General features: G+C 41.0%; 1 protein-coding gene. It reads left to right on the forward strand.

The annotated features are described in order from the left end of the window. Positions 1 to 212: 212 nt before the first annotated feature. On the forward strand, positions 213 to 542 hold a 330-nt coding region (locus R7O13_RS30145; RefSeq protein WP_318305629.1), incomplete at its 3' end, for a PilZ domain-containing protein.

The raw sequence follows: 542 nt of genomic DNA on the forward strand, positions 1-542 counted from the left end.
ATACCCCAGCCAGTTAAAAGCGCCTTTCTGGGCCATTTTGATTGGCGTTATTAAGGTATTTGATGATTTGAGAGTCATTGGGTCAGTGAAAAACATGACCGTGCACTTACGTAACTCTGTAGCGTTCTCGACAGTTTTTAAACAACATTCGAACACTTTTTGTTCTTCTTGATATACTATTCAATCTGTTTAAATGCCTTAGAGAGCGCAATATGACGGAGAAAAGACGCTTTTCACGCATCATCTACCAAGCTCCAGCTCAGTTAGAACAACGTGATTTGAGACTTAACGCTACGATTCAAGATCTTTCCTTACATGGTTTGCTCTTACAAGCCGGAGGCTTAGATACATTGAATCCTGCACTTTTGGTTGATGTCGGTTTCTCGTTCCACCAGTCTGAACAAGAGATTACGTTAACGGCACAGATCGTAGACGTCACTCAAGACCAAATACGGCTCAAGATCACCAACATCGGCATTGAAAGCATTAGCCAATTAAAACGATTTATCGAATTGAATGTAGGCAATAACGACCTTCTGAAT

This window comes from Vibrio sp. Y176, assembly GCF_033438945.1.